18 protein-coding genes are annotated in these 25,600 nt (G+C 71.3%); 8 read left to right on the top strand and 10 right to left on the bottom strand.

What is annotated here, in order from left to right; genetic code table 11:
* Positions 1–18: 18 nt before the first annotated feature.
* Positions 19–1,890, bottom strand: coding sequence for a signal peptide peptidase SppA (gene sppA / locus FHT38_RS24055; RefSeq protein WP_183493452.1), 1,872 nt, complete (start codon positions 1,888–1,890; stop codon positions 19–21).
* Between the two features lie 214 nt (positions 1,891–2,104).
* Positions 2,105–2,737, bottom strand: coding sequence for a glutathione S-transferase family protein (locus FHT38_RS24050; protein WP_091730676.1), 633 nt, complete (start codon positions 2,735–2,737; stop codon positions 2,105–2,107).
* Positions 2,738–2,966: 229 nt separating this feature from the next.
* Between FHT38_RS24050 and FHT38_RS24045 the strand changes: the two genes are divergently transcribed.
* The 3 genes from FHT38_RS24045 (at position 2,967) to FHT38_RS24035 (ending at position 6,058) form a co-directional block, all read left to right on the top strand.
* Complete coding sequence (locus tag FHT38_RS24045; RefSeq protein WP_183493451.1) at positions 2,967–4,163, top strand: YjgN family protein; 1,197 nt, start codon at positions 2,967–2,969, stop codon at positions 4,161–4,163.
* Entirely contained in the window at positions 4,163–5,293 is a 1,131-nt protein-coding gene (locus FHT38_RS24040) for a M48 family metallopeptidase (RefSeq protein ID WP_183493450.1), read from the top strand. The genes FHT38_RS24045 and FHT38_RS24040 overlap by 1 nt, the downstream gene beginning before the upstream one ends.
* 96 nt (positions 5,294–5,389) lie before the next feature.
* Positions 5,390–6,058: a glutathione S-transferase family protein gene (locus tag FHT38_RS24035; protein WP_183493449.1), complete on the top strand. Its 669-nt coding sequence runs from the start codon at positions 5,390–5,392 to the stop codon at positions 6,056–6,058.
* Between the two features lie 58 nt (positions 6,059–6,116).
* Here FHT38_RS24035 and FHT38_RS24030 read toward each other — a convergent pair whose 3' ends face one another.
* The gene (locus FHT38_RS24030) at positions 6,117–6,626 is read right to left on the bottom strand and encodes a GNAT family N-acetyltransferase (RefSeq protein ID WP_183493448.1); all 510 of its coding nucleotides are present in this window, start codon (positions 6,624–6,626) and stop codon (positions 6,117–6,119) included.
* Between the two features lie 238 nt (positions 6,627–6,864).
* Complete coding sequence (locus FHT38_RS24025) at positions 6,865–9,696, bottom strand: polysaccharide deacetylase family protein (protein ID WP_255488905.1); 2,832 nt, start codon at positions 9,694–9,696, stop codon at positions 6,865–6,867.
* A 217-nt stretch (positions 9,697–9,913) separates the two neighbouring features.
* Between FHT38_RS24025 and purB the strand changes: the two genes are divergently transcribed.
* Positions 9,914–11,281 carry an adenylosuccinate lyase gene (purB, locus tag FHT38_RS24020; protein WP_183493446.1) on the top strand — a complete coding sequence of 456 codons (1,368 nt, stop codon included), beginning with the start codon at positions 9,914–9,916 and terminating at the stop codon, positions 11,279–11,281.
* 178 nt (positions 11,282–11,459) lie between these two features.
* Here the strand turns inward: purB and FHT38_RS24015 are convergent, their stop codons facing one another.
* From FHT38_RS24015 to FHT38_RS24000, 4 genes are all read right to left on the bottom strand, one after another.
* Positions 11,460–12,035, bottom strand: coding sequence for an outer membrane beta-barrel protein (locus FHT38_RS24015; RefSeq protein ID WP_091730649.1), 576 nt, complete (start codon positions 12,033–12,035; stop codon positions 11,460–11,462).
* A gap of 207 nt (positions 12,036–12,242) precedes the next feature.
* On the bottom strand, positions 12,243–13,556 hold the full coding sequence (locus FHT38_RS24010) for an ATP-binding protein (protein WP_183493445.1): 1,314 nt from the start codon (positions 13,554–13,556) through the stop codon (positions 12,243–12,245).
* Positions 13,556–14,263, bottom strand: coding sequence for a winged helix-turn-helix domain-containing protein (locus FHT38_RS24005; RefSeq protein WP_091731895.1), 708 nt, complete (start codon positions 14,261–14,263; stop codon positions 13,556–13,558). The genes FHT38_RS24010 and FHT38_RS24005 overlap by 1 nt, the downstream gene beginning before the upstream one ends.
* 99 nt (positions 14,264–14,362) lie before the next feature.
* On the bottom strand, positions 14,363–15,130 hold the full coding sequence (locus FHT38_RS24000) for a GNAT family N-acetyltransferase (protein ID WP_183493444.1): 768 nt from the start codon (positions 15,128–15,130) through the stop codon (positions 14,363–14,365).
* Between the two features lie 148 nt (positions 15,131–15,278).
* On the opposite strand from FHT38_RS24000, the gene pyrF reads away from it, so the two are divergent.
* From pyrF to FHT38_RS23985, 3 genes are all read left to right on the top strand, one after another.
* Entirely contained in the window at positions 15,279–16,109 is an 831-nt protein-coding gene (gene pyrF, locus FHT38_RS23995; RefSeq protein ID WP_091730638.1) for an orotidine-5'-phosphate decarboxylase, read from the top strand.
* Between the two features lie 235 nt (positions 16,110–16,344).
* On the top strand, positions 16,345–19,596 hold the full coding sequence (locus FHT38_RS23990; RefSeq protein WP_183493443.1) for a PAS domain S-box protein: 3,252 nt from the start codon (positions 16,345–16,347) through the stop codon (positions 19,594–19,596).
* A gap of 129 nt (positions 19,597–19,725) precedes the next feature.
* Positions 19,726–21,567 (top strand): type II toxin-antitoxin system HipA family toxin, encoded by a 1,842-nt coding sequence (locus tag FHT38_RS23985; protein ID WP_183493442.1) that lies wholly within the window; start codon positions 19,726–19,728, stop codon positions 21,565–21,567.
* 105 nt (positions 21,568–21,672) lie between these two features.
* Here FHT38_RS23985 and FHT38_RS23980 read toward each other — a convergent pair whose 3' ends face one another.
* Together FHT38_RS23980 and FHT38_RS23975 are read right to left on the bottom strand one after the other, a co-directional pair.
* Complete coding sequence (locus tag FHT38_RS23980; protein ID WP_255488904.1) at positions 21,673–23,400, bottom strand: hypothetical protein; 1,728 nt, start codon at positions 23,398–23,400, stop codon at positions 21,673–21,675.
* A gap of 5 nt (positions 23,401–23,405) precedes the next feature.
* Complete coding sequence (locus FHT38_RS23975) at positions 23,406–24,716, bottom strand: SPFH domain-containing protein (RefSeq protein ID WP_255488903.1); 1,311 nt, start codon at positions 24,714–24,716, stop codon at positions 23,406–23,408.
* Between the two features lie 166 nt (positions 24,717–24,882).
* On the opposite strand from FHT38_RS23975, the gene FHT38_RS23970 reads away from it, so the two are divergent.
* Positions 24,883–25,593 (top strand): response regulator, encoded by a 711-nt coding sequence (locus FHT38_RS23970; protein WP_183483928.1) that lies wholly within the window; start codon positions 24,883–24,885, stop codon positions 25,591–25,593.
* Positions 25,594–25,600 lie beyond the last annotated feature (7 nt).

Genomic DNA, 25,600 nt, shown 5'->3' with positions numbered 1-25,600 from the left:
AGGCGCACCGCGCCGCGCTCAGGGCGCCGTGCAGAGGCAGTGCACGATCGCGCGCACCGGCGGCTTCGACCCGGCCGGCCCCGCCTGGGCCTGCTCGGCCAGCCAGGTCATGTCGACCTGGGCCTCACGCAGCGCGGCCGGCATCGCCGGAACGCCGCCCAGCGCGTGCATCACCATGCCGCGCAGCGAGGGCGCGGCCGCGTCGCCGACGCTGGTCAGCAGGCGGTCGAGCGTGCTGCGCTCGGGCTCCACGTAGCGCACCGTCGGGTCGTCGCCGAGCTTGGCGCGCTTGGCGGCGCTGGCGATCGCGTCCTGCAGCAGGCCGTTGCGGTCCACCAGGCCGCGCTCCAGCGCCTGCGCGCCCGTCCACACGCGGCCCTGGCCGACGGCGTCGATCTGGGGCTGCGTCTTCTTGCGGGCCTGGGCGGCCTTGCCGGTGAAGTCGGCATAGATGTGCTCGATCGACGACTGCACCACCTGCGCCAGGCGCGGATCCAGCGGACGCCGCGGGTCATACCCATTGGCCAGCCAGGTGGTCGTGTAGCCGCCGGTGTGGATGGACAGCTTGTCCATCAGCTTCTCGGCGGTCGGCAGCATGCCGAAGACGCCGATCGAGCCGGTGATCGTGGAGGGGTCCGCGATGACCTCGTCCGAGGACATGGAGATCCAGTAGCCGCCCGACGCGGCCACGCCGCCCATCGACACCACGACCGGCTTGCCGACGGCGCGCGTCAGCTCCAGCTCGCGGCGCACCAGTTCGGAGGCGAAGGCACTGCCGCCCGGCGAGTTCACACGCAGCACGATGGCCTTGACCTTGTCGTCCTCCCGCGCCTGACGGATCAGCTTGGACATCGAGTCGCCGCCGATGCGGCCCGGGCCGGCGTTGCCGTCCACGATCTCGCCTTCCGCCACGATCACGCCGACCTGGCCTTCCGGCTTGGGCAGCGTCGGCGACAGCTGGGCGACATAGGCGCCCAGGCCGATGCGGCGCAGCTGCTTCTCGTCCTTGGCGCCGCGCTTCTCCAGCAGCGCCTCGACCTGGTCCTGCGTCTTCAGGCCGTCGACCAGCTTCTCGGCCAGCACGAACTTGCCGGGATCGCCGCCGACCGCCTGCAGGCGCTGCGGCAGCTCGTCGATCGCGCGCTGGATCGCGCCCTTGGGCAGCTTGCGCGCGGCCTCGACGCTGGTCTGGTAGCGGGTCCAGAGCTCGTCGTACAGATAGCCCTCGGCTTCCAGCGTCGCCTTGGACGGCCCGTTCGCGAAGTAGGGCTCCACCGCATTCTTGTAGGTGCCCACCCGCATCACGTTGGGCGCGATGCCCAGGCGGTCCAGCGCGTCCTTGTAGTAGTTGCGGTAGCGCCCGTAGCCCTCGATCATCACGCCGCCCATCGGGTGGACGTAGACCTCGGTGGCCTGCGCGGCCAGGTAGTAGGCGCGCTGGTCGAAGGCCTGGCCGAAGGCGACGACCGGCTTCTTGCTGGCCTTGAAGCGGGTCAGCGCCGCTTCGATCTCATGCAGCGCGGCCGGCGTGGCCGAGCCCATCTGGTCGAGCTCCAGCAGCACCTGGACGATCTTGTCGTCCTTGGCCGCGGCGTCGATCGCGCGCAGGATGTCGCGCAGCCGCGTCTGGGCGCGGTCCTCGCCCTTGATCTGGGCAAGCGCCTGGTCGCGTGGCGAGCCCGAGAACTGCTCGACGACATCGCCGCGGATGTCCAGCACCAGGGTCGTCTTCTCCTGCAGCGGCTTGCCGCCGCGCGTGGCGGCCCAGACCAGGCCGATCACGATCAGCCAGAACAGCAGCGTGAACACCACGCGCCGCGTGCCGTCCAGGAACCACCACAGCCGGCCGAACAAGCGCCCGATCGGCGCCAACGCTCGCTTCACACCCATCCAATCCTCCCGGGATCTGTCAAAGGAATGCGCCGGCCGGGGTCGGGATCGGACCCGGGCCGGATCGGGCGATTGTGGGCCCAGTCAGGCGAATCGGCGGGAAGTCAGCGGCGCCCTCGCCCGTAGGGGGGAGAGCGTGGAAACGACGACGCCCGGCTGGGCCGGGCGTTCGTGGGGTCGCGGGATGGGTGGCGGACCGGCGGGCCCGCGGGGCTCAGGCGTTGGCCGGCGGCACCGTGTCCTGGAAGCTCTGGCGCGTCATCAGCTTGTCGAAGTGGCGGGCCAGGTTGGGATAGGCCGCGCGCCAGTCGATCTGCGGGAAGCGGAAATCCAGGTAGCCGAGCGCGCAGCCCAGCGAGACGTCGGCCAGCGTGAAGTGGTTGCCGGAGCACCAGGTCTTCTCGCCCAGGCCATGCGCCATCGCCTGCAGCGAGGCATGGACCTTGTTCATCTGGCGCGTCACCCAGGCCTCGCTGCGCTCGCCCGGGGCGCGACCGGACCAGGTGTGTTCCAGGCGCGCGGCGACGCAGGCGTCGATCAGACCATCGGCCAGCGCTTCCCAGGTCCGCACCTCGCAGCGCTCGCGGCCGCGGTCGGGGATCAGGCGGCCGACCGGCGACAGGGTGTCGACGTACTCGACGATGACGCGCGAGTCGAACACGGCGCCGGTGATCGAATCCTGCCCCTCCATGACCAGGCACGGCACCTTGCCGAGCGGGTTCACCTTGAGGATGTTGTCGCTGCCCCAGACGTCTTCCAGCTCGAACTGGTAGTCGAGCTTCTTTTCCGCCATGACGACGCGGACCTTGCGGACGTAGGGGCTGGTGAGGGATCCGATGAGCTTCATGGTGTCGCGGGATTCTAGCCAGTCGCTTCCCCGCGCTGACTCCCGCAAGCGACAGGTCGGTTGCCCTCATTTGGGTGTATTGCCGTCCCCTGCGCCGGTGACGCACACTCTCGCCCGCCCGCCGCTGAGCGGGCCGCGGCCGACACGGCCGACGATCGCGCTGCGAACCATCGCCGCGCGGACAACAACGGAGGGCCCCCCAATCCGGGGTCATCGAGAAGAGGGAAACATGCAACAGCACGAAGAAGCCGCGGCGACCGGCGGCCTGACCGGATGGCCGCTGTCGGAGTTCCGCAAGCGCAAGCTCGACATCCAGTTCACCGGATCGGGCAGCGAGTATTTCCGGATCTGGATCGTCAACCTGCTGCTGACGATCGTCACCGCCAGCCTGTACTGGCCCTTCGCCAAGGCGCGGCGCATCCGCTACTTCTACGCCAACACGCTGATCGACGGCCACGCGCTGTCCTTCCACGGCGACCCCTGGAAGATGTTCCGCGGCCACCTGCTGCTGCTGGTGCTGATGGGGACCTACTCGGCGGCGGGCCACTTCTCGCCGATGGCCGGCTTGATCGCCTTCGGCGTGATGGCCGCGATCTGGCCGGCGCTGTGGCGCGCGGGCATGCAGTTCCGGCTCGGCAACACCGGCTGGCGCGGCCTGCGCTTCGGCTTCGCCGGCACGCTCAAGGGCGCCTACGGCCCGGCGCTGCCGATCTGGATCTGCTCCGCCGTGATCCTGCTGGTGCAGGTGGTCGGTGGCCCGGCGGGGCTGCCGGTGGACGGCAAGCCGCGCTTCGGCATGGTCGAGAAGGTGGTCCTGCTGGTCGCCGGCGCCATCCTGCTGCTGACGCCCTGGGTGATCGCCGCGGCCAAGCGCTACCAGCACAACGGCTACCGGATCGCCGCCCAGCACGGCGAGCTGCGACTGGGCGCCGGCCCGGTCTACTGGCTGAGCCTGAAGACCCTGGGCGTCACGCTGCTCATCACCATCCTCATGCTGGTGCTGGCGGGCGCCGGCTTCGCGATCGGCATGTTCGTCCTGCACTCGCCGAAAGCCGCCAGCGCCGCGGCGGTCGTGGGCGCGATGGTCGGCTACCTGCTGTACTTCGCGCTGCTCGGACCGTTCTTCACCGCCCGCTTCCAGAACCTGGTCTGGAACGGCACCACCACCGAGGACCTGTCCTTCACCAGCCAGTTGAAGGTCGGCGCGCTGACCTGGCTGACGCTGAAGAACTGGGTGCTGACGCTGGTCACCCTGGGCCTGTACCGGCCCTTCGCCGTCGTGCACACCACGCGCCTGCGGCTGGAGGCCGTCAGCGTGACGATGGACGGCGACCCCGAGACCTGGGTGGCCGGCCAGGGCAGCGCCCCGCAGGACGCCGCGGGCGAACTCGCCGGCGACTTCTTCGGCATCGACATGGGCCTGTGATGACGGGCCAGGCCTCGGGCGCGCCGACGCTGCTGGCGGACTACTTCGACGGCCGCAGCGCCCGCGCGCGGCCGGTGCGCCTGTGGCTGGAGCATGAGCAGCTCATCATCCACGACCAGGACCTGGACGGCGTCGAGCGGCGCTACCCGATCCGGCAGGTGCAGTGGCCGGAACGCACGCGCCACGGCCAGCGCCAGGCCCAGCTGCCCGACGGCGGCGTGCTGAGCACGCGGGACGCCGTCGGCTGGGACGACTGGGCCGCGGCCGCGACGCAGGGCCGCGGGCTCGGTGGCGGGCTGGCGGTGCGCTGGTTCTCCAGCTGGCGGCATTCGGTCGTCGCGCTCGGCGTGGTCGTCGCCGTCGGCGCGGTGGTCTGGCAGTGGGGCGTGCCGGCGGCCGCCGACACCATCGCGTGGCACCTGCCGGCCTCGGTCGGCGAGTCGATCGGCGACGAGTCGATGGACCAGCTCGACGGCTACCTCCTCAAGCCCAGCCGGCTGGACGCGCAGGCGCAGCAGCAATGGCGCGCGCGCTTCGCGGCGATGGTCGCGAGCCAGCCCGGCGAGTCGACGCCCTACGAGCTGCACTTCCGCGATGCCGGCGACACGATCGGTCCCAACGCGTTCGCGCTGCCGGGCGGGCACATCGTCGTCACCGACGCCCTGCTGAAGCTGCTGGGCGACCAGCCCGACGCGGTGCTCGGCGTGCTGGCCCACGAACTGGGCCATGTGCGCGAGCAGCATGGCCTGCGGCTGACGATGCGCGCCAGCCTGACCGGCGCGCTGCTGGGTTTCGCGATCGGCGACTTCTCCAGCCTGCTGGCGGCGGCGCCGGCGGCGCTGACGCATGCCAGCTATTCGCGCGACTTCGAGCGCGAGGCCGATGCGCAGGCCAAGCGCCTGCTGATCGACAGCGGCCGCTCGCCGCGCGCGATGCTGCTGCTGTTCGAGCGCATCGGAGCGTGGCGCGCGGCCAGGACCGCGCAGGCCAAGGCCGAGCGCGCCTCCGAGCCGAAGACGCTGGGCCGCGAGGTCGGCGAGCAGGCCAAGGCGGGCGCCGGCGAATTGCTGCGCATCGCCTTCAACACCCATCCGGCCGACGAGGAACGGATGAAGTTTTTCGAGCGCTAACCGGCCGGGCCCACCGCCCTGCCCGGCACGCGGGCTTCCGTCGCGCGGCGCGAGCGGCTCCTACACTCGCCGCTCCCCATTCCCGTGGAGTTCGACATGAGCGTCTCCAGTCCGGCGTCGGACGCCGGCTACGTCCTGTACGGCACCCAGGGCTCCGGCTCGTCGATCGTGGAGATCGGCCTGCGCTGGTGCGGACAGGCCTACCGCACGGTACACGCCTCGTCGTGGGAGGACGCCTCGGCGCAGGAGGCGCTGCGCGCGCTCAATCCGCTGATGCAGATTCCGACGCTGCGCACGCCCGAGGGCGAGGTGCTGACGGAAAGCGGCGCGATCCTGATGCACCTGGGCCTGCGCTTCCCGGCGGCCGGGCTGCTCGGCGACGACGAACGCCAGCGTGACCGCGTGCTGCGCGGCCTGGTCTACATCGCGGCCAACTGCTACAGCTGCATCAGCGTCATCGACTACCCGGGCCGCTACACCACCCGCAGCGACAAGGCCGATCACGACGCCATCGTCGCCGGCACGAAGGCCCGGCTGCATCACCACTGGGCGCTGTTCGCGGACATGTTCCCCGGCGATCCGTGGCTCAGCGGCGCCCGGCCGGGCGCGCTCGACGTGATGGCGGTGATCGTGTCGAAGTGGTCGGGGTCACGGAAGTTCCTCGAGGAACAGCGTCCGGCCTTCTTCGCGCTGCTGCAGCGCATCGAGGCCCTGCCCCACGTCGCCGAAGTCTGCGCGAAGCACTGGCCGCCAAAGCCGGTGTGAAGCGGCCTGAAGCGATCTGAAGCGGCCCGAGGCGACCCGAGCCTTCGCGGCCGCCCGTTCAGGCCGCCTGGTAGCGCGGGAGCAGCCGCACGTGGGTGTAGCGGGCCGGGCGCTCGATCGGCTCGCGCTGCGCGCCGATCGGGGCGAAGCCGCAGCGGCTCCAGAAGGACGCGGACTCGGGGCTCTCGCAATTCACATGCAGGCGGCTGAAGTGGCCTTGCGCGCTGGCCAGCACCGCGTTGACCAGCCGCCGCGCCAGGCCGTGGCCTCGCCAGGCCGGGTGCACGTAGAAGCGCCGCATGCGGCCGGTGCCGGGACGTCCCGGCGCGGGCTCGACATTCAGGCCGCCGACCGCGATCGCCTGGCCGTTGGCATCGAACCAGGCCCACAGCGATTCGCCGGGTTGCTCGTAGCGATTGGCGCCGCTGCGCCATTCGTCCATCAGCCGGCCCAGCATCTGCCAGCCCTCGCCCTGGCTGGCCGCGAGCAGCGGCGCCCACGCGAGGGGATCGATCTGATGCACACGGATCAGGCGCGGTGCGACGCCATCGGAAGCCAGCGAAACCATGGGACGAAGCGGTAACCAGACGTCAACCGAGCGGGAAAGGCCGGATTAAGCAGCAAGCCCACGCCCCTCACATCAGGGACAACCCGCCTGGCGTCGGACCTGCCCAACGCCAGGGGCAATGCCGTGATCGATGTCCCGATCACCGCTGCGATCGAGCCGCAATGGACGCGGCAGTGGCGCCCCAGTCGACGCCGCCGACGGGTCCGCGCGCGGCTCCTGCCGCGCGGCGGACCCTCGATCAACGCGGCGGTTCCGGCTTGGGCGCGCTGTCCGGGTGCTCGATCCAGGCTTTCAGCCCCGCAGCGCGCGCATGCTGGGGCGAGAGCTCGATGAATGCGCGGTACGCCACCTGCGCCCCCGCCTCGTCGCCCGCGCGCAGCAGTGCATCGCCGAGGTTCAGGTGGGCCAGCGCGCGGCTGCCGTCCATCTCGATGGCCTTGCGGTACCAGCGCGCGGCCTCGGCCGGCTTGTCGCGCTTGTAGTAGATGAAGCCCAGGTTGTTGGCGGCCAGCGCGAACTTGGGCTGCAGCTTGAGCGCCTCGGTGAAGGCGGCCTCGGCCTCGTCGTAGCGGCGCTCCTTGTAGAGCTGCAGGCCGCGGTCGTTGGCGCGCTGCGCCGCGACGCGCGCGCTGATCGGCGCGGGGGCGGCGCTGGTCGCGATCGCCGTGTCCGTGCCGTCCAGGCCCTTGAGCGTGACCTGCACCGCGGTCGCGCTCGCCGCGGCCGCTCCCGGCGCGGCGCCCGCGGGCGCGGTGGCCTGGGCGACCGGCTGCAGCTGCGCATTGCGGGCGTCATCGGCCTGCTTGGCCATCGCGCTGGCCTTGGCGTCGAGCTGGTTGCTGTCGCCGCTCAGCGCCTGCTCCTGCGCGGACGCCAGCTCGAAGATGAACTCGCCGCCCTCGCTGCCGGGCAGGCTGCCGAAGGCTGGCGTCTGGTGCGCGATCGCCGACACCGCCGGCGCGACGTAGGCCGCCAGCTCGGTCGCGGTGATCAGGCCGTCGCCATTGAGGTCAGCCTTGCCCGACAGCGCCTGCAGCAGCGTCCAGGTGAACACCGAATGACCACCGGGGCCGTCGTCGGCCACCTGCTGGTCGGCGCCGCCGGCCGTCATCATCTGGCGGCCCAGCCGGCGCGCGTTGTCGCGCACGAAGTTGGCGCTGCTGCCCGCCGCACCGCCGCGCGTCAGGCCCAGGCCCGAGTAGCAGGCATCGATGACGAAGAACGCATGCTTGGCGGGCAGCGCCTCGCTGAGCTCCTGCAGCTGCGGCATCGCGATGGCGTCGGTCTGCAGGTCGTCGGTGCCGGCGTCGACCGGGATGATGTAGCCGACGTCGCGCCCGCTGGGCAGCTTGCGCGTGCTGCCATGGCCGGCGAAGAAGACGAACACGCGGTCATCGCGCTTGAGCCGGCCATCGCCGCCCTTGCGCGCCATCGCGTTGAGCGCGCGCAGGATGTTGGCGCGTGTGGCGTCGCCGTCGGTCAGCGTGGTGATGTTCTCGGGCCGGAAGCCGAATTGCGTGCGCAGCGTTTCCTGGATGGCCTGGGCATCGCGCACCGCATGCTGCAGGCGCGGCCAGCTCTTGTACTGGTCGATGCCGATCACCAGCGCGACGCTGTCGCGGTAGAGGTTGGCGCCCGCCAGGTCCGGCGCGGCCTCCGCGGCGGGCGCGTCGACGGCGACGATCCGGCCGTCCTTCCAGGCCGCGAACTTGTAGCCCTCGGCCTTGAGCTGGTCCAGCACCAGCGGCAGCGCCTCGACGGTGCGGGCGTGGATGTCGTGGAAGAGCACGATGCCGCGCTGCTGCTTGCCGAGCTCGCCCAGCACGCGCGCGGCGATCGATTTCGGGATCGGATCGGACCAGTCCAGCGAGTCGACGTTCCACATCATCGAGCGCAGCTTGAGCGCCTCGATGGCGCCGAGCGCCGCGTCGTTGCGCGCGCCGTAGGGGAAGCGGAACAGCGCCTGGCCGTCGCGGCCGGCGGCGTCGAGCAGCGCCTCGGTCGAGCTCGCTTCCTGGCGGACCTTGTCGAGCTCGAACTTGGACATCACGCCGTGGCTGAAGCTGTGGTTCGCGATCGGGTGGCCGGCGGCGAGCACGCGCTTGGCGACCTCGCTGCCCGGCCCCGGCTTGACCTTGCCGCTGGCGTCGACGCTGCCCAGGTTGCGACCCAGCTCGAAGAACACGGCTGGCGCCTGGTAGCGCTTGAGGATCTCCAGGATCTCGTCGGTGTAGCGCGGATGCGGGCCGTCGTCGAAGGTCAGCAGCACCGTCTTGGGCGGCAGCTGGCGGCCGAAGAACTCGCGCTCCTCCTTGCCGGGGCCGCGCGTGGCGGCCGACGCCGCGGTCGCCGCCGTGGCCGCGGTCCCTGCCGGCGTCTCGGCGACGACGCTCGGGCGCGCCTGCAGGTCGGGCAGGATGGTCGCGTAGTCCTTCAGGATGCGCTCGCGTGCGTAGAGCGCCTTGAGCTTGGCGACGTAATCGGTCCACTTCTCGCGCTTGGGCACGATGCCGCGCTGCGCGAAGCGGCCGAAGGTGTCGCGCAGTTCCTGCTCGTAGGCGTCCTCGATCTCGGCCAGCACGCCCAGGTCCTCGCTGGCGCGCTTGGCCAGCTTCAGGCCGGCGATGCTCTGCGAGGTCGAGAACTGCTGCGAGAGCTGCGTCAGGAACTCCTTGAACGCGAGCCGGTCGGCGTCGAACCACGACGGCTCCTGCTCGATCCGGTCCAGCAGCTGCGACAGCGCGGCCAGGCCGGCGGGATCGGTGCTGCGGGCCGCCGTCTCGCCGAGCGCGCGGATGCTCTCCTGCATGTCGTGGAACAGCATCAGGCCGACAGCGCGCACCGCCTCGCGTTCGGCGGGCTTGAGCGCGGCCTCGCCGTCCATCAGCACGATCATCTGGCGATGACGCGCGAGCAGCTCGTCGCTCTGGCGCAGCAGCGTGGCGCTGACCGCCGGATTGGCGGACGCCGCCTCCAGCGGGGCCAGCGGCTTGGGCGCGTCGCCGGTCGGCTTGCAGCCGCTCGTCAGGGTCATCGTGGCGGCGCACGCCGCGGTCGTGAGGGCGCTCATCCAGACGGCGCCCTTGCGTTGACTTCTCTCTTGCATGCCTTCCCTCGAAGCTTCACGCGAGGCGGGTCGTGCCGCCTCGTCGGCGCCGCGCTGGCGCCTGCCGGAGGCCGCGCCTCGGGGGGCGGGGCGGGTCCGGAGCGGGGGCTATTGTGACCCCCTCTGTAGAATCCGCGGGTTTGTCCCACCCCCTGAACGGCCGGTCCGGCCGGCGCGCGCCATGAATCTCTCCGCCCTCACCGCCCTGTCGCCCCTGGATGGCCGCTATGCGTCGCGCATGGCCGCGCTGCGCCCGCTGCTGTCGGAGTTCGGCCTGATGCACCGCCGCGTGCAGGTCGAGATCGAATGGTTCATCGCGCTGTCGGATGCGGGCCTGGCCGAGTTCAAGCCGCTGCCGGCCGCGACGCGCGAGTTCCTGCGCGCGCTGGTGACCCACTTCTCGGAGCGCGACGCGCAGGCGATCAAGGACATCGAGAAGACCACGAACCACGACGTCAAGGCGGTCGAGTACTGGATCAAGCAGCAGTTCGCCGGCAAGCCGGAGCTGGAGGGCGCCGGGGAGTTCGTGCACTTCGCCTGCACCAGCGAGGACATCAACAACACCAGCCACGGCCTGATGCTCAAGGCCGCGCGCGAGCAGGTGATCCTGCCGGCGCTGGACCGCGTGATCGCCAAGATGACCGAGATGGCGCAGGCGCATGCCGCGGCGCCGATGCTCAGCCGCACGCACGGCCAGACGGCCAGCCCGACGACGGTGGGCAAGGAGATCGCCAACGTGGTGGCGCGCCTGCGCCGCGCCCGCGCGGTGATCGCCGAGGTCAAGCTGCTGGCCAAGATGAATGGCGCGGTGGGCAACTACAACGCGCACCTGTCGGCCTATCCGGAGAAGGACTGGGAGTCGTTCAGCCGCTCGGTCATCGAGCAGCAGCTGGGCCTGAGCTTCAACCCGTACACCATCCAGATCGAGCCGCACGACTACATGGCCGAGCTGTTCGACGCCGTGACGCGCGCCAACACCATCCTGGTGGACTGGTCGCGCGACGTGTGGGGCTACGTGTCGCTGGGCTACTTCAAGCAGAAGACCAAGGCGGGCGAGATCGGCTCGTCGACGATGCCGCACAAGGTCAACCCGATCGACTTCGAGAATGCCGAGGGCAACTTCGGCCTGGCCAACGCGGTGCTGACGCACCTGAGCCAGAAGCTGCCGATCTCGCGCTGGCAGCGCGACCTGACGGACTCGACGGTGCTGCGCAACATGGGCGTGGCGCTGGGTTACGCGCTGCTGGGCTATGACTCGCTGAGCAAGGGCCTGGACAAGCTGGAGCTCAACCAGGCGGCACTGGACGCGGACCTCGATGCGTCGTGGGAAGTGCTGGCGGAGCCGATCCAGACGGTGATGCGCCGCTACGCGCTGCCCAACCCGTATGAGCGGCTGAAGGAACTGACGCGCGGCAAGTCGATCACTCGCGAATCGATCCAGCAGTTCATCCAGGGCCTGGAACTGCCCGAGGCCGAGAAGCAGCGCCTGCTGGCGATGACGCCGGGCAACTACATCGGCACGGCCGAGGCGCTGGCGAAGCGGATCTGAAGACCCCTTGGCGCCTGAGCGGCGTCGCCCATCGGCAGCCCGCATGAAAAAGAGGGCAGCGCATCACTGCACTGCCCTCGCGCCTTCCGGGAATCAGGGGGTTTCGGGTGTCGCTCAGGAGCAGCCCGGAAGGCGCCGGTGCCGGGGGGAATCGGCACCGGTCAACCGTGTCGGTCGATCAGAACTGGTAGGCCAGGCCCATGCTCAGTCGATCGTCCTTCTTGTTGAAGCCGTTGGCCTGCGGCATGTCGTTGTAGCGGGTCGCCTCGGCGCGCAGCGAGACGTTCTTCGTCAGCGCGTAGTCGACGCCCACGCCCAGCTTCAGGCCCGTCTTGTCCTTGTCGCCCAGGCCGTTGTTGAAGTCGCGCTGGGCGTAGGCCAGGCCCACCTTGCCGTAGACGCCGAAACCGGCACCCAGCGGCGCGCGGGCGATGCCGTCGAGCGCGTAGACCTTGTTCTTCGCGGTCACGCCGTCGAAGCTGACCTTGCCCAGGTCGGTGTAGGAGATCTCGGCCGCGAAGTTCTCGTTGAACTTGTAGCCGCCGAAGATGCTGTAGCTGTCCGAGGTGCGCTTCTGCGAGTTGCCATCCACGCGCTGCGTCGTCTTGCCGACGTCACCACCGATGTAGTACGGGGTCACCGGGTCGGCGTGCGCCACGCCAACGCCCAGGGTCAGCGCCGCGGCGGCGACCGCCAGCAGGCCGGCCTTCTTGCCGTTGATCGAGGTGCGGGCGTTGTTGTTGTTGCGGTTCATTCGAAACTCCTTCAGAGCTGTTGATCGATGTCGTCCGGGGGTGCCTTGGACAACCGCCAGGCTCGTTCGACATGGAGCTCATTCTGGGAATTCGACCCGCCGGTGTCTGTGGACCGAGTTGGGCGCTTGTGTGACCGTCGATGACAGCGGCGCGCGCGGCGCAACACGAAGCTTCACAGGGCGGCTTGCGCACGCGGCGCGAGGTCTTCAGCCTTGCGCCGACCAGTGCAGCAGCAGCCGCGCGCCGCCCAGGCGCGGCGCCTCGCCCAGGCGCGCGTGACCGCCGTGCGCATGCGCGACGTGCCGCACGATCGCCAGCCCCAGGCCGAAGCCGCGCGTGCCGCGACCCTTGCGCTCGAGCCGCTTGAAGGGCTCGAACGCCGCCTCGCGCAGCGACGGCGGCACGCCCTCGCCGTCGTCATCGATCGCGAGCCAGAGTTGCCCCGCCTCCACCCAGGCCGACAGCAGGATGCGGGCCTTCGCGTAACGCGCCGCGTTGCGCAGGCCGTTGCGCACCGCATAGGGCAGCAGGCGCTCGTCGAAGGGCAGCGCGGCGGGCAGGCGCAGGTCGGTGTCGAGCGCCTTGCCGTCGAGCAGCGGCGCCAGGGACGCGGCCTCCCGCACCAGCATGTCGCCCAGGTCGCCCTGCACCACGTTCGGTTGCAGTGCGCCCATGTCCAGCCGCGCCAGCGTCAGGCTCGCGTCGATCAACTCGTCGAGCTCGTCGATGTCGCGCTCGCAGGCCATCACCGCCTGCTCGCGCCGATCGCGGTCGTCCTCGTCGACCAGCGCGTCGACCGCGAAGCGCAGCCGCGCCAGCGGCGTGCGCAGCTCATGCGAGACCGCACCGGTCAGCTCGCGCTGCGTCGCCATCGCGGCCGCCAGCCGCTCCAGCATCGCGCGCGTCGCGGCGGCCACCGGCGCGAACAGCCGGCTCTTGAGCGGCGGCAACTCGGTGTCCAGGCGTCCCGCGCTCAGCCGTTCCGCCGCGCGCTGCAGGCCGCGCAGGTCGCGCCACAGCGGCCGCAGCTGCCACCACGCGATCAGCGCGACCGCCAGCGCGATCACCACCGCCACGCCCAGCTGCGCCGCGAGCTCCTTCGGCAGCTCGCCCGCGCGCTTGGAGTCCAGCGGCCCGAGCAGCAGCAGCTGGTCGGGTTCGCCGGGCAAGGCGGCGTAGATGCGGCGGTTGAAGCCGGTGACCAGCACCTCGCCGCGGCCCAGCCGGCGGCGCTGCTCGGCGCTGAGCGGCGTGAGGTCCGTGCGCACGAGCCGGACCGGATAGTCGAACTGCGCATCGAGCTCGCGCACGCGCTCGCGCCGCGCCGGCGGATCGAGCGGGGCGAGGTCGCGCACCAGCAGGTCGACCGTGCCGCGCATGAAGTTGCGCACGTAGTCGTTGGTGACCTCGGACGCGCCGATCAGCACCAGGCCTTCGACAAGCAGGATCAGCGCCAGCACCGCCAGCCCCAGTCCCAGCGCCATCCGCAGCAGCGAGGCGCGCAGCGTCATCGCGGCCATCAGTCGATCGCGAAGAGGTAGCCCTGCCCGCGCACCGTCTTGATCCGCACCGGCGCCTGCGCGTCGTCGCCGATCTTCTTGCGCAGCCGCGAGATGCGCGCGTCGATCGCGCGATCCAGGCCGTCGAACTCCAGGCCGCGCAGGCCCTGCATGATGTCGTCGCGGCTGACCACCTGGCCGGCGCGCTGCGCCAGGAAGTTCAGCAGCTCGTATTCGGCGGTGGTGAGCGCCACCGGCTCGCCATGCAGGCGCAGCTCGCGCGACTGCGGCAGCAACGTCAGCGGCCCGAAGTGCAGCGCCTCGCCGACCGGATGCGCGGCGGGCAGCGCGTCCCGGCGCAGCAGCGCCTTGAGGCGGGCCAGCAGCACGCGTGGCGCCACCGGCTTGGCGATGTAGTCGTCCGCGCCGCCTTCCAGGCCGAGCACCTGGTCGATGTCGTCGTCGCGGGCGGTCAGCATGACGATGCGGCCGGCGAAATCGCGCCGGGTGTCGCGCAGCACGTCGAAACCGTCCTTGCCCGGCAGGTGCCCGTCCAGCAGCACGAGCTCGAAGGGCTCCTGGCGCATCAGCGCTTCGCCGGCCAGGCCGTCGCCGCAGACGGTGACGGCGTAGTTGGCCTTGTGCAGCGCATCGGCGACCAGTTGCGCCAGGCGCTCGTCGTCCTCGATCAGCAGGATGCGCGCGGCGCTCTGAGCAGAAATGTCCATGGCCGCGAGCATAGGCGAGGCCCCCTGCCGTCGACTTCAGCCACGCTTAAGCGCGCGCGCCACCGCGCATACGCGCGCGCAGCGATCGCCGACCGGCCGTCAGCGGTCGACGGGCACGTCCAGGCGCCAGCCGGCGGGCGTGCGCACGGCCCGCAGCGTGGGATCGTCCGCCAGCGGCGCCCAGCGCTGCGCCAGGTGATCCAGCGCCTGCGGCGAGAGGTCGGTGCGGCTGGCCATCACGCGGTCGACGGCCTCCGGCGTCAGGCAGGCGGTCAGCGCCGCGCGCGCCGGTCCGGTCAGCGCCGCGCGCCAGCGCAGGCGCAGCGCGGCGATCTCCTCGGCGTCGCTGCGCTCGACCGGGTCGTGCCAGGTGTAGACGCGCGAGAGCCCCTCATGCGCCTCGGTCTGCTGCTCGCCTTCGTCGGTCATGCCGATGGCCACCAGCACGCGGCCCGAGGGATGGTTCTCCGGCGCCGTGGTGCCCATCAGGTGCCGCATGCCCAGCACCTGGCGGCAGTAGTCGAAGGTCGCCGACGCCGCCTCGCGCGCGTAGCCGTGGCCCCAGAAACGCGCCGGGAAACCGTAGCCGATGTCCGGATGCGGCAGCCCCTCGCGCTGGATCACGCCGGCCAGGCCGAGCAGTTCCCCGTCCTCGAGCCGCTCGACGGCCCAGAAGCCGAAGCCCAGCAGCCAGTAGCGCGCCTCCAGGCGCTCGCGGATCCAGGCGGCGGCCTGCTCGTCGGTGCGCACCTGCGCGTCGTAGATGTGCTCGATCCACGCCGGCTCGTTGAGCAGCCCGCGGACGAAGGCCGCATCCGATTGGCGAAACCACCGCAGCCGCAGCCGCGCCGTCCTCAAGACTTCCATCCGCGCCTCCCAGCGCCCGTGAGCGTCGTCCGGCACCGGCGGGTCCGATCGGGGCCCGCCAGGCAAAAGCGGGACAATACCGCACCCCGCCGGCCCCGGTCAGCGCCGACACGCCCGGCCCCCCGAACGACTTTCTCCCGGACACCTCATGAAATTCATGCAGAAGCTGCAGGCCGCCGAGCGCCTGAACGACTCCCTGCTGTGCGTCGGCCTGGATCCCGATCCCGCCAAGTTCCCCGCCCACTGGAAGGGCGACGCCGGCAGGATCTACGACTTCTGCGCCGCCATCGTCGACGCGACCAAGGACCTGGTCAGCGCGTTCAAGCCGCAGATCGCCTACTTCGCCGCGCACCGCGCCGAGGACCAGCTCGAGCAGCTGATGGCCCACATCAAGCGCAACGCGCCGCACGTGCCGGTGATCCTGGACGCCAAGCGCGGCGACATCGGCGCCACCGCCGAGCAGTACGCCCGCGAGGCCTTCGAGCGCTACCAGGCCGACGCGGTGACGCTGTCCCCGTTCATGGGCCGCGACTCGGTGGAGCCCTACCTGCGTTATCCCGACAAGGGCGCCTTCCTGCTGTGCCGCACCTCCAACCCCGGCGGCGACGATTGGCAAATGCAGCGCCTGGCCGACGTGCCGGGCCAGCCGCGGCTGTTCGAGCACCTGGCCGCGATCGCGCAGGGCGACTGGAACACGAACGGCCAGCTCGGCCTGGTGGTCGGCGCGACCTATCCGAAGGAGATCGAGCGCGTGCGCGAACTCGCGCCGACGCTGCCGCTGCTGATCCCCGGCGTGGGCGCCCAGGGCGGCGATGCCGCGGCCACCGTCGCCGCCGGCTGGCGCCGGGACGCCGGCACGGTGATCGTGAATTCCTCCCGGGCGGTGCTCTACGCGTCCGCTGGCGAGGACTTCGCCGCCGCCGCCCGCCGTGTGGCGCTGGCGACACGCGACAGCCTGCGCCCCGCCACCACCGCCTGACCGGGGCCTCACGGCGCTCGCCAACTAATTGGCAGAAACCCCGGGCGCGAGCCGGCAGGCACGCGTTTCGGGATTTCTCGACGCTTCAGATCGGCCCCCGCTCGCCGAGACTCCGTTACCGGACGTTGCACTCCGAGGCCGCCGCGCGCCGAACCGGCTGACGCGGCCCTCGTCCCCCGTCGCCGCGAGAGCGACCGCGCAAGGTCCCCGGACACAACGAGTTGGGCAAGGTCGAGTGAGCAAGGATTCCCAGGACGATCTGAGCAGTCTGGTGGGGCAGGAGCTGTCGCGCGGCGACCGCCTGCCCGCGACGCTGCAATGGCGCGCCGCGCGGCTGTTCATGGCCGCGTGCGTGCTGCTGTCCGGGTTGGCGGGCCTGCTGCTGCTGGCCAGCGCCGGCGCGGCCGAGCCGCTGCGCGGCCTCGTGCCGCCGTCGCTCGCGCTGGTGACCACCTTCGCCGCGCTGGCCATGCTCTGGAAGCTGCCCGCCGACCGCGGTCCGGCCGCCACCCTCCTGCTGATGGGCCTGGCGATGGCGACGGCGCTGTCGCTCGCCGTCTCGCGCCAGCTCGGGCTGAACGCCGCCAGCCTCGGGATCATGGGGCTGATGGTCGCGCTGGGCACCAGCATGATCGGCCTGGGCGCGGGGCTGTCGCTGTTCGGCCTGGGCCTGGCGGCGCTGGGCGGACTGGCATCGGCGGAGCTCGGCGGCTGGATCCACGTCGGCACCGCGCCGGTCGGCCTGACTGCGAGGCTGATCACGCAGCTGCTGCTGCTCAGCGCCGGCCTGGTCGTCGGCCTGGGCACCGCCAAGCTGATCCGGCGCGCGATGCAGGAGGTCAACGAGCGCCACTCGCGCTTCCGCCACCTGCTCAACATGGCGGCGGACTGGTACTGGGAGATGGATCGCCAGTTCCGCTTCACCCACCTGGCCGAGCACCACGCCGGCGCGTCCGGCCTGTCCATCGCCGAGCGGCTGGGCCGCGCACCCTGGGAGATCGAGCACCTGGGCCTGTCCGACGAGGAGCTCGACGCGCACCGTGCCGACCTCGAATCGCACCGCCCCTTCCGCGGCCTGGTGATGCGCCGCACGGCCGAGGACGGCACGCTGCGCTACGTCTCGATCAGCGGCGAGCCGCGCTTCGACGCCAAGGGCAACTTCCGCGGCTACTGGGGCGTGGGCCGCGACGTCACCGACGAGGTCCAGACCGAGCAGGCCATGGTGGCCACCGAGACCCGCTACCGCGAGCTGTTCCGCCGCTCGCCCTCGCCGCTGGTGCTGCACCGCTGGGGCCGGGTGATGGACGCCAATCCGGCGGCGATGGCGATGTTCGGCTACACCCAGCGCTCGTCGATGATCGGCCAGGACCTGTTCTCGCATTACGAGCCCGGCGACGAGGAACGCGCCCGCCAGCGCGCCGCCAAGATCGAGGCGCTGCCGGTGGGGGCGATGCTGCCGATGACGGAATTCCGGCTGCGCACGCTGTCGCGCCGACGCCGCCTGGTGCAGGCCACCAGCGTGCGCGTGGACGCGGCCACCGGTCCGGCGACGCTGTCCTTCTTCATCGACCAGACCGAGACCTCGCGCGCGCAGGAGGCGCTGCGGCGCTCGGAGGCGCTGCTGTCGCACCTGTTCGCGACCAGCCCGGACGTCGTCACCCTGACCGAGACCGTCAGCGGCCGCTACGTGATGGTCAACAAGACCTACGAGTCGATGAGCGGCTACAGCGCCGACGAGGTGCTGGGCCGCACCGCCGAGGAAGTCGGCATCTGGCAGGACATGGAGGACCGCGAGCGGCTGATCGAGGCGCTGCGCCAGCAGGGCCGCGTCAGCGACATGTCGGCCACCTTCGTGAACCGGCGCGGCCAGGCGATCCCGATGCTGCTGTCGGCGGCGCCGTTCGTGCTGGACGGCGTGTCCTACCTGGTGGTCAACGGGCGTGACGTCAGCGACACCGAGCGCACCCGGCTGGTCCACGCGGCGATCCTGGAGAACGCCTCGATCGGCATCGCGTTGACGCGCGACCAGCGTTTCGTCCAAGCCAACCGCCTGGTGGAGGAGATGTTCGGCTGGCCCGCCGGCGGGCTGATCGGCCAGCCGGGCAGCGTGGTGTGGCCGGGCATGGACGACTATGACGCGGTCGGCCGCGAACTTGGTCCGCGCCTGGCCGCGGGCGAGCAGGTCGAGGCCGAGCGCCTGATGCGGCGCCGCGACGGCAGCCGCTTCCTGTGCCGGATCCTGGCCCGCGCGGTGGACCCCAACCACCCCAGCCGCGGCGGCACGATCTGGATCATGGAGGACGTCACCGAGCGCCGGCGCGTCGAGGCGGCGCTCGCGCAGGCCAAGGACGAGGCGCAGGCGGCCAACCGCGCCAAGAGCGCCTTCCTGGCCAACATCAGCCACGAGATCCGCACGCCGCTCAACGGCCTGGTGGGGCTGGCGCGGCTGCTGCAGCAGCCGGACCTGGCCGGCGACACCCGCAGCCACTACCTGGACCAGATGGTGGACAGCGCGGAAAGCCTGTCGGGCTTGATGTCGGACATCCTGGACCTGTCCAAGATCGAGGCCGGCCGGCTGACGCTGGAGACGGTGCCCTTCGCGCTGCGCGACATGCTCGCCACCATGCGCATGGGCTACCTGACGCTGGCGCAGGCGCGCGGGCTGGGTTTCAGCATCGACGTGGAGGACGCGGTGCCCGGCTGGGTGATCGGCGATCCGGTGCGCACGCGCCAGATCCTGAGCAACTACCTGAGCAACGCGCTGAAGTTCACCGAGCAGGGCAGCGTCGCCGTGCGGGTGCGCCGGCTGGACGAGCGGCGGCTGCGCATCGAGGTCAGCGACACCGGCCCCGGCATCGCCGAGGCGATGCACGAGCGGCTGTTCCAGCCCTTCACCCAGGCCGACGAATCGACCACGCGCCGCTACGGCGGCACGGGGCTGGGGCTGTCGATCTGCCGGGAGCTGGCCACGCTGATGGGCGGCCAGGTCGGCGTGGAGAGCCAGCCGGGTGCCGGCGCGACCTTCTGGGCCGAGTTGCCGCTGCCCGCCGCGCCCGCGCCGATGAGCGCCCAGCGCCGCGCGCCGGCGGACGATGCGGAGCTCGCGGGGCGCCGCATCCTGATGGTCGAGGACAACCCGGTGAACATGATGATCGCCGTGGCGATGCTGGAGCAGTGGGGCGCGGAGGTCTCGCAGGCCAGCGACGGCAGCCAGGCGGTGGAAGCGGTGACGGCGGCGGCCAGCATGGGCAAGCCCTTCGACGCGGTGCTGATGGACGTGCAGATGCCGGTCATGAGCGGCCACGAGGCCACGCGCCAGCTGCGCCAGCGCTACGACCCCACGCAGCTGCCCATCGTCGCGCTGACCGCCGCGGCACTGGTGCAGGAGCGCGACGAGGCCCTCGGCGCCGGGATGAACGAGTTCCTCACCAAGCCCATCGACGCGCAGCGGCTGCGGCAGGTGCTGGTGAGGCTGACGGCGGGGTGATGGCGGCGACGTGGTTTTCTCGCATTTCAAGTGCGCGAAAACCACGATATCCGCTCCGGAATCGCCTAAATCTTGAGACAGAACGGCCAGTCTGGTAATTTTCGCGCACTTGAAGTGCGAGAAAATCACATGAGCCTCTACCTCGTCGGCGAGAACCTGGACGCCAACCGCGGCTACCGCAGAGCGGAAACAGGCGAACTGATCCAGCTGATGCGCGGCATCTACGTGGACGCCGGCGATGACGCGGACGACCTCGTCCTGCGGCATGCGGTGCGCATCGCGCGCTATCTCTACCCCCGCGCCTTTCTCTCGGCCGCGAGCGCCGTGCTGCTCGCGCCGACCCGTGATGGTCGCCTCTACATCTCGGGGCAGCGCAGTCAACGCACACGGCTGCGCGGCCTGGAGATCGTCCAGAACCGCGCCCCGGCGCGCCCATCCACGATCGACGCCGTGGTCGCCGATGGATGGGGCGAGCTGCCGATCCCGGTGTCCTCCCTGCGCCAGCGCTTCCTCGAGGCGTTTCGCCTGCGCAGCGAGCACGCCCAGTCGATGGACCTGGCGATGCGCGAGGCCCTGGCCGCGCGACTCGTGCAGGAGTACGGCGACGCGCAACGCGCTGCCGATGCGCTGTGGACGCTGGCGCGCGACAACGAGTGGTACCGCGAGGGCGAAGGCGCCGAACGCTTCCTGAAGCAGCAGTCGGACGGCCCGATGCGCAACGAGGCCGCGTTCGACCTGACCGTCGCCTGGCATGGCCTTGCGCTGGGAGACCTGGCCCATGACGGCACCGAATGGCGCTGGAACGCCAGCAGCGCCGGCCCGGTCCTGCCGCCGCTGATCCGCCAGACCACGCCGGGACGGCTGCCGCCGTTCATCGTGTCGCTGCTGCCGGAAGGCTGGCTGGAGTCCGTCCTGCACGACGCGAGCGACCGTGACGTCCTGCGGCGCGGCAAGCGCTACATGTCCAACATCACGATTTCGGAGCGACGCGCGGAACTGGCCGCCTTGCCGCAGGACACGCTGACGACGCGACTGGCCGACTTCACGCGGGACGGCATGTTCAGCGGCCACTACGCCGGGCCACGGCGCGACGCGATGGACGCCGACTTCGCCCACCGCCTGGCGCAGCTCTTCGCGAACCAGCAGACGCCGCGGCTGTCAGGCGTGCAGGTCAAGGCCCCCATGCACCTGGCGGCTGACGGCACGCTGCTGATCGCCACGCATCTGCCCTTCACCCACATCCTCAAGCCGGCAGGTGCCGCCGGCTTCGAAGGACTTCCGGTGGCGGAATGGATCGGGCTGACGCTGGCCCGCGGCGTGGGCTTCGAGGTCCCTGATCACGCGCTTGTCGCGATGCCCGACGACCTGCCGGCGGCGCTGATCGTGGAGCGCTTCGACATCCGCCTTCAGCTGGACGACACCCGTCTCCTGGCGATGGAGGACCTGTGCTCGGTGCTCGCGCTCGACCCCAGGGACAAGTACACCGGCACGATGGAGCGCGTGGCCCGTGCGGTGCGCGCGCTGTCGACGTCGCCCGACGAGGACGTCATGACGTTGCTGCGCCGGGCGCTCTTCGCCTGGCTGATCGGCGACGGCGACATGCACCTCAAGAACATGGCGATGCTCAAGACCGCCCAGGAAGGCGCTGCCACGTTCCGGCACGTGCGGCTCGCGCCGGTCTACGACACCTTGACGACCCGCGTGTTCCCGGGGCTCCAGCATGACGCCATGGCGCTGAAGGTGAACGGCAAGGCCCAGCGCCTGCGCCGCGCCGATTTCCTGGCCCTGGCGGCGATCGCCGACCTGCGGGCGGGCGACGCGAAAGTCGCCATCGATGAGATGCTGGCGTCGATGACGGCGGCGCTGGACCAGTTCGCTTTGCCCCCGTCCCTCCAGGCTGATGCGGCGGCTCTCGCGCTGAGCGAGCGGGTGCTCCAGGTGGCGCGGGAGCGGGTGCGGGATTTCGATTGATCGGCTCCCCATCCGTCCACCGTCCACCGTCCACCGTCCACCGTTCATCCGTTCACCAGGAACGCGGCCGCGACGCAGTGGCGCGGCGGCGCGCAGCGGACCTCCTCATCTGGCGCTCAGGCTGGCCCCCTTCCAATCCGCCGCCTGCCATCGCTGGAACGCGCCCAGCATCGCGACATCGCCGGCCTGGCGCTTCGTCTCCAGCGTGTCGAGGTCGACCTGCTCGTAGCTGCGCTTGTAGCGGCCTTCGGCACGCGATTCGCGCGCGACCAGCAGCTCCTTGCCGCCCGGCACCCAGCCGGCGAATTCCGCGTAGCCCAGGCCCGGCTGCGCCGCCACCGGCGGCAGCGCCGTCATCCGCCAGCCCTGCGCCGTGCGGCGCAGCAGCCAGAGCTCGCGCCAGCCATCGGCCGGCACCGACGCGATCGCGATCGCATTGCCCTCGCGGTTGATCCGCGCCGAGGCCGTCATCACCAGCCCCCACGCGCAGTGGCGCAGCAGCGGCGGACTGCCCTCCTTGGCGCCGTTCATGGCGAGCGTCAGGCAGCTTTCGCCCGGCTGGCCCGGCAGCACCGTCAACGTGAAGCCGCCCAGCGTCTGCGTCGACGGCCCCGCGGGCAGCGCCGCCCAGCGCATCGCGTTGCCGCGCATCGCCGCGTCGTTGTAGTCGCGCTGGTCGTCGTCCGACAGCTCGGCCGGCACGATGCGCGCGAACGCCTCGAGCGCTCGCCGCGACGCGGCCGACGATGCATCCACCTGCAGGCTCGCGACCGGCACGCCTTCGCCTGCGCCCGCGCCAGCACCAGCACGCCGTGCGCGGATGAAGGCCAGGCTGCTCCACACGCCCGACTGGCGCATCAGCACGCGATTGCGCCAGTGCGTCGCGAGCGCCGGATCGCGCAGCTCGACCTTGTCCAGCACGTCCGCGCGCCACTGGTCCATCTGCTCCCGCTTCGGCGGCGTCGCGGCCGGATCCAGGCAGTCGACACGCGTCAGCGCGAGCGCCGCGCGCGCCTTCTGCTCGGGCGTTGACGCCGGCATCGCCAGCACGCGCCGGAACGCCTCGCCGTCGTAGCAGAGCTGCATCGCCCCGGCCTCGCGCTCCAGCGAGCGGAAGCGCAGGCCGTAGCGCGCGGCCACGTCGAGCTGCGCGGCCACCTGCGTCTCCGCCGCCGTCGTCGAGCCATCCGCCTTGGGCTGCACACGCGAAGCGCGATCCGCCAGCCGCTCGGCCAGCGTGCCCATCGCGTCGAGCGCCTCGGCACCGTCCGCGCCGTTGATCTCTTCCGCACTCGCCGCCTGCACGTAGGCGGCGGCCAGGCCCAGCCCGAGCGACTCCGCGCCCGGCTGCTGACGCACGACGCGCAGCGCGGCCAGCAGCGCCTCCGGCTGCGCGGCCGGGCCGGCCAGCGGCAGCAGCGCGGCCTTGCGCACGAAGCCGCCGCGCTCGCGTCGGTAGTCGTAGACCTGGAAATGATCCGGCCGCTCGCCGCGGATCTCCAACGCCTCGCCGCGCCACAGCTGCGCTTGAGCCGGCGAGCCGTCCTTCGCCGCGGCGCGCAGCGCGACGTTGTCCTGCACCACCAGCGCCGTGCGCACCGGTGCGACGCCGTCAGCGGCGCCGGTGCGCTTGATCGGCGGCTTCGGCGCGACCTCGTCCGTCGCCGCGTCGGCGGCGTGGACGCACAGCAGTTGCACGGCGACAGCGGCGATGGCGGCGGCCATCACGAGCTTCATGCGGCCCATGGCATTCCCCTTCCCGACGGCATCGGCCGCCGGGGTGTTCAAGGTCGTCAAGGTGTTCCTGGCGTTCATCGCGTTCATGGCATTCATGGCCTTCACTGGGCACCCTGTTCCTGGGCGGGCTCCTGCTTCGTCCCCAGCAGCGTCTTGCCGATGAAGCCGCCATCGGCCGGCGGCGGCGCGATGATCACCTGCACCTTGTCGGACAGCTTGTCGGCCATGGCCTTCTGGATCAGCAGCGGATGGCGGCTCAGCAGCGCGCCCTCTGCGGCCATCTGGTCGACGGCGACTTTCCCGATGCGCGTCTGGCGATACGCCTCGGCATCGGCGAGCTTCTCGCGCGCCTTAGCCTCGCCGTCGGCCTCGATGCCACGCGCCTGCGCGTTGCCCTCGGCCATGCGGACCCGCGCGACGCGCTCCGCCTCCGCTTCCAGCTGGCGCTGCTCGACCTGGCGCTGCTTGAAGGGCAGCACATGCTTCATCGCCTCCTCCTGGCCCTTGGCGGCGATGACCTGCTCGCGCGCCGAGGCCTCGGCGGCCGTCTCGCGGCGCACCTTCTCGGCCGCAGCCTCGAGCTCGGTCTGCTTGACCTGCTTCTCCTTGAGCGCCAGCGTGTAGCGCATCTTCTCGCTCGCCAGGCCCTCGGCCAGCAGGTTCTCCAGCCCTTCGCGGTACTCGTGGGGCAGGTCGACGTTGCCGATCTCCAGGCCGCGCAGCACGATGCCGTCCAGCGCCAGCTTGCGGCGCAGCTCGCCTTCGAGCGCCGCCTGGATGGGGCCGCGCTGCGTCGAGAAGATCTCGCGCACGGTGTGCGTGGCGATCTGGCGATAGACGATGCCCTGCAGTGCCGGGGCGATCACGTCGCCCTCGATGTCGTCGGGCAGCGAGGCGGCCAGCTGCGGCAGGCGGCTCGGGTCGACGGTCCAGCGCACCGTCAGGTCCAGGCCCAGCGACAGGCCTTCGAGCGACTGCAGCGGCGCCTCGCCATCGGCGCGGGCGAAGCGGGTCGGGTGGTAGCTGCGGTCGCGCACCGGAAGGTCGCGGACCTCATGCAGGCCGGGCAGCTTCAGCACCGAGCCCGAGCGCGCCTCGGTGACGCCGCCCGTCAGCGTGTTGGTGCGCAGCGTGACGGCGCCGCGCGGCACCTCGTGCACCGGCGGGTGCGTCACCAGCAAGGCCACCGCGCCGGCCACGGCCGTCAGGCCAGCCAGCCAGGGCAGCGCGCGCACCAGGCCCGCGCCGGCGCGCCGGCCGAAGCCGTCGGCGCCGGCGCTCGTGCGCTCGAGGCCGGCGCCTTCGTCGCCGAGGTCGGTGCCAAGGCCGGCATCGGCGCGGCGGGAGAAGCCGGGCAGTCGAGCCTTCAGCCGGGCAGCGGCGTTGCGGATCGATTGCAGGCGGTCGTTCATGAGGTCCTCCGGGGTGCCCGCTCACGGGCTGTTGGGATGTCGCTCATGGTCCGGAGACGGCGCGGAAGCCTCAATGCGGGCGGGTGGCGCCTCCCTTCACGGTCCGGAAGAAACCTTCACGGGGCGGCGGCGCGCGGGCGGCCGGGGCTGTCCATAATCCGGCGCCATGGTCATCCCCAGGAACAAGGTCGCCGTCATCGAGGACGACCGCCCCACCAGCGAGCAACTGGCCGGCTGGATCCGCGCCGCGCGACCCGAGCTGCAGGTCGATCAATGGTTCGACCGCGACGCCGCCGAGGCCGCCCTGGCCCGCGAGCGCTACGAGATGGTCGTGCTCGACATCGAGCTCGGCCGCGAGCGCAATGCCGGCATCGCGCTGATCAACGAGATCAACAAGCTGGGCGCCGGCACGCCGGTGCTGGTGGTGTCGGCGATGCCGGCGGCGATCTACCGCGGGATCATGAAGGCGCTCGACGCCTGGGACTACCTGCAGAAGACCAGCTTCGACGAGGCCGAGTTCATCGACACCTTCCTCGACATCCTGCGCGCCGCGAGGGCCCGCGCGAGCGCCGAGCCGGCCGCGGCCGCGCCGCATGCGCTGCAGCTGGACCCGCTCTGGCAGCGCAGCCCGCTGTGGAAGGGACAGCGCATCAACCTGCCGCTGACCGCGCAGCGCATCCTCGCGACGCTGCATCAGCGCGCGCCGGAGGTGGTGTCGTACGAGGAGCTCTATGACGTGGTGAAGAGCGGCCGCACCCGCGACAACGTGCGCAAGCATGTGTCCACGCTGCGCGAGGCGCTGAAGGAAGTCGATCCCGACTTCGACGCGATCGAGAACGTGCCGATGCGGGGATTCAGGTGGCACGGTCCGCGATGAAGGCGTC

Origin of the sequence: Mitsuaria sp. BK041 (assembly GCF_014193085.1) — a bacterium.
Classification (GTDB): Bacteria; Pseudomonadota; Gammaproteobacteria; order Burkholderiales; family Burkholderiaceae_C; genus Roseateles.
Note: the sequence above shows the minus strand (reverse complement) of the source record. Positions and strands in the feature narration are given on the sequence as shown.